This window comes from Coprococcus intestinihominis, assembly GCF_040096555.1.
GTDB lineage: Bacteria > Bacillota > Clostridia > Lachnospirales > Lachnospiraceae > Coprococcus_A > Coprococcus_A intestinihominis.
The window spans coordinates 1-6,866 of sequence record NZ_JBBMEK010000179.1 but is presented as its reverse complement, the minus strand read 5'-3'; the positions used below and the strand labels follow the sequence as shown (position 1 = coordinate 6,866).

At 43.8% G+C, this 6,866-nt stretch carries 6 protein-coding genes; all 6 read right to left on the bottom strand.

The window, feature by feature from the left end; all coding sequences use genetic code 11:
- Nucleotides 1-1,129 (bottom strand): molecular chaperone DnaJ (gene dnaJ, locus WMO25_RS12705; protein ID WP_349085594.1); only part of this gene is annotated, 1,129 nt, incomplete at its 3' end.
- Between the two features lie 103 nt (nucleotides 1,130-1,232).
- Nucleotides 1,233-3,104 carry a molecular chaperone DnaK gene (gene dnaK, locus WMO25_RS12700; protein ID WP_349085593.1) on the bottom strand — a complete coding sequence of 624 codons (1,872 nt, stop codon included), beginning with the start codon at nucleotides 3,102-3,104 and terminating at the stop codon, nucleotides 1,233-1,235.
- A gap of 59 nt (nucleotides 3,105-3,163) precedes the next feature.
- A complete protein-coding gene (gene grpE, locus WMO25_RS12695; RefSeq protein WP_253060003.1) occupies nucleotides 3,164-3,778 on the bottom strand; it encodes a nucleotide exchange factor GrpE in 615 nt (204 codons plus the stop codon).
- A gap of 13 nt (nucleotides 3,779-3,791) precedes the next feature.
- On the bottom strand, nucleotides 3,792-4,829 hold the full coding sequence (gene hrcA / locus WMO25_RS12690) for a heat-inducible transcriptional repressor HrcA (RefSeq protein WP_215689548.1): 1,038 nt from the start codon (nucleotides 4,827-4,829) through the stop codon (nucleotides 3,792-3,794).
- A gap of 140 nt (nucleotides 4,830-4,969) precedes the next feature.
- Nucleotides 4,970-6,181, bottom strand: a complete 1,212-nt coding sequence (gene hemW / locus WMO25_RS12685) for a radical SAM family heme chaperone HemW (RefSeq protein ID WP_435384312.1) — start codon at nucleotides 6,179-6,181, stop codon at nucleotides 4,970-4,972.
- 1 nt (nucleotide 6,182) lies between these two features.
- A partial coding sequence (locus tag WMO25_RS12680; protein WP_494337441.1) for an elongation factor 4 family protein occupies nucleotides 6,183-6,866 on the bottom strand: 684 nt, incomplete at its 5' end.

The window sequence follows — 6,866 nt, the reverse complement described above, 5'->3', positions numbered from 1 at the left end:
AAGACTTTTTCTTCTTGCCTTCATTCTCCTCCGGCTTGTATATGCCCTTCATAGCATCATCAAACTTACGAAGAAGTTCTTTCTGTTCATTGTTCAATTTCTCAGGCACCTGAACAATCAGTGTGACATAATGGTCACCGCGCAGATTCTTGTTTCTTCTGGAAGGAACACCCTTTCCCTTCAATCTGATACGTGTATCTGTCTGTGTTCCCGGTCTGATTGTCTGTGTGATCTCGCCATCCAGTGTCTGAATCTTGATATCCCCGCCAAGTGCTGCATCCGCAAATGAGATTGGGACTGTTGAGAAAATATCATAATCCTGTCTCTGGAAAATCGGATGACTGTCTACTTGCAGACCAACCAGTAAATCACCTCTTGGTCCGCCATTCTTGCCCGGCTCACCGAAGCCAGCAACTCTGACACTGATACCATTGTCAACACCAGCCGGAATTGTTACTTTCAACGGCTTGCGAATCTTCTTGAATCCCTGACCTGCACATTTCGGGCACTTCTCCTTGACAACCTTGCCTGCACCGCCGCATTCAGGACATGTCTGCACATTACGTACCTGGCCAAAAAGTGACTGCTGTGTATATACAACCTGGCCTGATCCATTACACTTCGGACAAGTCTGCGGCTGTGTTCCTGGTTTGGCGCCTGTTCCGTGACATGTTTCACATTCTTCTTTGTAACCAATCTCAATATTCTTCTCAACACCAAAAACAGCTTCCATAAAGCTGATTCTCATATTGATCTTCACATTGGCACCCTGCATCGGGCCATTATACGCTCTTCTGCTCCGGCTGCCACCGCCAAAAAGATCGCCAAATATATCACCGAATATATCGCCCATATCGCCGCCAAAATCAAATCCGCCGAATCCACCGGCTCCGCCGCCCTGTTCAAAGGCTGCATGTCCGAACTGATCATACTGTCTTCTCTTATCTGCATCACTTAATACAGCATATGCCTCGGAAGCTTCTTTAAACTTTGCCTCAGCTTCTTTATCCCCCGGATTGGTATCTGGATGATATTTCTTCGCCAATTTACGATAGGCCTTCTTCAGCTCGGCATCGCTCGCATTCTTATCTACGCCAAGGACTTCATAATAATCTCTTTTATCTGCCATCTGAGATTCTCCCTCTATGCTTGGAAATGGCGAAAAGCCAAGTGTTACCACTTCACTTTTCGCCTTTGTGTTTATTGCTTATCTGTTATATTATACGCCAATTTTAGACTTCTGTATAGTCACCATCAACAACATCATCATTATTGTTCTGATAATTCTGCTGACCAGCATCACCCTGAGGGCCTGCCTGTGGGCCTGCACCAGCATTAGGGTTCTGTGCCTCATACATCTTTGTGAAGACAGGCTGTGCAACATTCATCAATCTTTCCTTGCCAGCTTTTAATTCATCGATCTCAGCATCTGTCATGGATTCGATGTTTGTCTTCTCAATGGCAGCCTTTAAGCTATCTATTTCAGCCTGAACTTTTGCTTTGTCATCTGCACTGATCTTGTCGCCAACTTCTTTGAGTGCGTTTTCTGTCTGGAATACCATTGCATCTGCATCGTTTCTTACATCAATACCCTCTTTACGTTTCTTATCCTGAGCTTCGTATTCAGCAGCTTCCTTAACAGCCTTATCGATCTCTGCATCTGACAGGTTAGAACCTGCTGTGATTGTGATATGCTGTTCTCTGCCTGTACCAAGGTCTTTGGCAGATACATTGACAATACCGTTGGCATCAATATCAAATGTAACTTCGATCTGAGGCACACCACGTCTTGCAGGAGCGATACCATCCAACTGGAAACGGCCAAGGCTCTTGTTGTCTTTGGCGAACTGTCTTTCACCCTGTACAACATTGATATCTACAGCAGACTGATTATCTGCAGCTGTTGAGAAGATCTGGCTCTTTCTTGTAGGGATTGTTGTATTTCTCTCGATCAGATGAGTAGCGATACCACCCATTGTCTCGATGGACAGTGTCAGAGGCGTTACATCCAATAAGAGGATATCTCCGGCACCTGCATCACCTGCAAGTTTACCACCCTGGATAGAAGCACCGATAGCAACGCATTCATCAGGGTTCAGGGATTTGTTCGGTTCTTTGCCTGTTAACTGTCTTACTTTATCCTGTACAGCAGGGATACGTGTAGAACCACCTACAAGAAGTACCTTGCTGATTTCATTCATTTCAAGACCTGCATCTTTTAATGCATTCTGAACAGGGATAACTGTTCTTTCAACCAGATCATGTGTTAATTCGTCGAATTTAGCACGTGTCAGGTTCATATCGAAATGCTTAGGACCTTCAGCTGTTGCTGTGATGAATGGCAGGTTGATATTCGTTGTTGTTGCGCTTGAAAGCTCTTTCTTAGCTTTTTCAGCTGCTTCACGAAGTCTCTGCATAGCCATCTTATCACCTGAGAGATCTACGCCTTCTGTTCTCTTGAACTCGGAAAGCATGTACTGTGTGATCTTGTTATCGAAATCATCACCACCAAGTCTTGTATCGCCATTTGTTGCCAATACTTCAATAACACCATCACCGATTTCAATGATAGATACATCAAATGTACCACCACCAAGGTCGTATACCATGATCTTCTGTTCATTCTCATTATCAAGGCCATAAGCAAGTGCTGCTGCTGTAGGCTCGTTGATAATACGTTTTACATCAAGACCTGCGATCTTACCTGCATCCTTTGTTGCCTGTCTCTGAGCATCGTTGAAGTAAGCAGGAACTGTGATAACGGCTTCTGATACCTTTTCACCAAGATAGCTTTCTGCATCTGCTTTCAGTTTCTGAAGAATCATAGCTGAAATTTCCTGTGGGGAATATTTCTTGTCATCAATTGTTACTCTGTAGTCAGAACCCATATGTCTCTTAATAGAAGAGATTGTGTGATCTGCATTTGTAACTGCCTGACGTTTTGCAGGTTCACCAACAAGTCTTTCACCTGTCTTTGTGAAAGCGACAACAGATGGTGTTGTTCTTGCACCTTCTGTATTGGCGATAACTACAGGTTTACCACCTTCCATAACTGCTACACATGAATTTGTTGTTCCTAAATCGATACCAATGATTTTACTCATAATAATAACCTCCTGAAATAAACTAAAAATCTATATAAATGAAACTTGTTGTCTTATTCTTATTCAGCAACCATAACCATGCTGTGTCTGAGGACTTTGTCCTTGTACTTGTAGCCTTTCTGAAGTTCCTGGATCACAATACCTGATTCATATTCTTCACTCGGCTGCTGCATAACCGCATTGTGAAGCATCGGATCAAATTCCTTGCCCTGGGCCTCAATCACTGTCACGCCTTCATCCTCAAGCACCTTTGTCAGCTGCTTGTAGATCATCTCAATACCCTGTGCAAATGAAGACTCCTTATCTGCATCTGTCATGGCTCCGAGACCTCTTTCAAAATTATCAACCACCGGAAGAATCTTCAGAATGAAATCAGAAGCACCGATTTCATAATTCTGTTTCTTCTCCTTGTCAGTACGTTTTCTATAATTATCAAATTCTGCCATCTGGCGAACCAGACGATCTTTCAGTTCTTCGATCTCTGCGTCTTTCTTATCCTTCTTATCTTTCTTGAAGAACTTTGACTTCTTCTCCGGTACCTCTTCCGCTGATTCTTTCTCTTCAGCTTCAGGTGTTTCGGAAGTCTCTTTCTCTTCGGCTGCTGCCTCTGTCGTTTCTTCCTGCTCTTCAACCGGCTGTTCTAAATCTTTCTCTTTATTCTGATTCTCTGCCAAAGCCTGTCACCTCTTATTCTTTCTTGTCTTTCTTAAATATTGTATCCAGCTGTGTCATCACTGTTTCCAGATTATTCACAACCTTCTTATAATCCATTCGTTTCGGTCCGATAATACCTATCGTTCCCTGTACGCCTTCTTCCAATTCATAAGTTGCTGTAACGATACTGCAGTCTTTCATGGACTGAACCGGCGATTCCGATCCGATATAAACCTGAATGCCATGCTTATTCTCATCATTCTCACCTGCTGTGATCAGTTCATTAAGTCCCTGTTTCTCTTCCAGCGTATATAAAAGCTGTCCTGCCTTCTCTCTGTCTGCCAGCTCAGGATACTTCAGTAGATTCGTTGTACCGCTTGTGTAAATCTCGGTATCATCCTCTTCCTGAATTGCTTCAACAATCGTATCAATCAGATCACCGATAATCTTACGATGTCCCTGTGCCTGCCGCTTCATTGTCTGAAGCAGTTCCATATTGATTTCCTGAAGGCTCAGCCCCTGAAGATAAGTGTTCAGCAGAAGATTCAGTTTTACAACTTCCTCTTCCTCAACAAGCTCATCCACAGTCAAAATCTTGTTCTTGATGATGTTGCCTTCCAGCATCATCACCGCCAGAATCTGTTCTTCATTCACCCTTGTCAGCTGGATAAACTTGAGCTTGTTCTTCTGGCTCTGGGGTGCTGTGATCAACGAAGCATAATTCGTATTCGTTGCCAACAGCTTCACCACCTGTTTCAGAACCTGTTCGAGCTTGTCGACCTTCTGAACCATCATCTCATTCTGTCTCACAACCTCTTCGGACTTAACCTTCATCAGATTGTCAACATAGAAACGATAGCCCTTATCAGAAGGAATACGTCCGGCTGATGTATGCGGCTGTAAAATGTATCCCATCTCTTCAAGATCCGACATCTCATTTCTGATCGTTGCTGAACTGAGCTTCAAATCGGTGAATCTGGAAATTGTTCTCGAGCCAACCGGTTCACCGGTTTCAAGATATGTCTGTATAATCGCATTCAAGATCTTAATCTTACGTTCATCCAGTTCCATCGATTTCTCACTCCCTTTCATTGTTAGCACTCATCATTTTGGAGTGCTAACATCTTCTGTATACAAAAATATCACCATAGTCACCTTTTGTCAAGGGGAAAATGATGATTTTTTTGTTTTTTCATAAAGTTCTTATTTATTTATAGAAGAAAATCCGACAAAATCCAATTGCTGACATCTGTTCCTGCCTCCGAAAAAGCCAGTCTGCCCTCTGATGGATGAAAGACAAGAAAACCTTCTGATATATATTTTCTGATAATGTCTCCATAAATATCCATCATGCTCTGTCCAAACTTCTTAGTAAACATCCGATCCGATACGCCTGCCGTGCATCTGAGTCCCAAAAACATTGTTTCTTCGATCTGGGCCTTTCTGTCCAGGATTTCTTCCTGACAATATGACCAATCATGCATATAGCTTGTCATGTCCGATACATTCGAAAAACGTCTGTTGCCCACCATACTGGACGCCCCAAGTCCAAGGCCCAGGTAATCCTTTCTCTGCCAGTATATCAGATTATGCCGGCATTCAAAGCCTTTGCGGGCATAATTAGAAATCTCATACCGCTCATACCCTTTTTCTGCCAGAATTCTTTTGGTCAGATGATACATCTGCCGCTCGCTGTCTTCATCCGGCAATGTCAGTATTGCTGCTTTTCCCTGCTGCCCGCCCCCACTATCAGCAATAATGCCGTCCACATCCGCTTCGCCGCTCCGATCATCACCATAAAGATCCCAGAACGGTGTTTCTTCCTCGATAATCAGACTGTAAGCAGACAAATGTTCCGGTTCAAATGCTGCTGCTTTGTTCAATGTATCCAGCCATGAAGCTGTTGTCTGGCCCGGCAGTGCCGACATAAGATCAATATTGATATTCTCAAAGCCTACTCTTCTGGCCGCCTGATAATTCTCTGCAAACTGCTTCGCCGTATGAATACGCCCCAGATATTTCAATTCTTCATCATTCATAGACTGAAGTCCAAAACTCAGTCTGTTGATGCCTGCATTCCGATAAATTCTGAGTGTCTCAGCATCTGTTGTCCCGGGATTGCATTCCATCGTCCACTCACCGACAGGCGAAACATGGAAGGATACCCTGACAGTATCCAGCAATTCTGTCAATTGCTGCCCGGTCATCAATGACGGCGTGCCTCCGCCGATGAATAATGTTTCTATATTATAATCCTGATATACTGCTCCCCTGGCTTTGATTTCTTCCTTCAGTCGTTCCAGATAGATTTCCCGTCCAGCTTCATCCGACGGAAAAGAGAGAAAATCACAATACCTGCATTTCCGTACACAAAACGGAAAATGCAGGTATAAGCCCAGGGGACGTTTGTTCTTATCCGCCATATTATTTCTCATCAAGTTTCAGCACGCTCATAAAGGCCTTCTGCGGAATCTCCACATTGCCTACCTGACGCATTCGCTTCTTGCCTTCCTTCTGTTTCTCAAGGAGCTTACGCTTACGCGAAATATCGCCGCCGTAACACTTGGCAAGCACATCCTTTCTCATGGCTCTGACCGTCTCACGGGCAATAATCTTGCTGCCGATAGCCGCCTGGATCGGAATTTCAAAAAGTTGTCTCGGGATTTCTTCCTTCAGTTTCTCACACATCTTGCGGCCGCGTTCATAAGCCGACCCCTCAAAGACGATAAATGACAGGGCATCCACATTCTCTCTGTTGACAAGAATATCCAGTTTGCAGAGTTCTGAACGTTCATAACCCTTCAATTCATAATCAAAGGACGCATATCCCCTCGAACGCGATTTCAATGCATCAAAGAAATCATAAATAATCTCATTCAGCGGCAACTCGTACTTCATCAACGCTCTTGTTGTCTCAATATATTCCATGCCAAGGTATACACCGCGGCGTTCCTGGCAAAGATCCATAATCGGCCCGATAAAATCTGTTGTCACCATGATCTCTGCAGACACAATCGGCTCTTCCATATATTCTATTTCTGAAGGATCCGGCATATTCGACGGATTCGTCAGTTCAATCATCTCGCCGTTAGTCTTATGGATTCGATA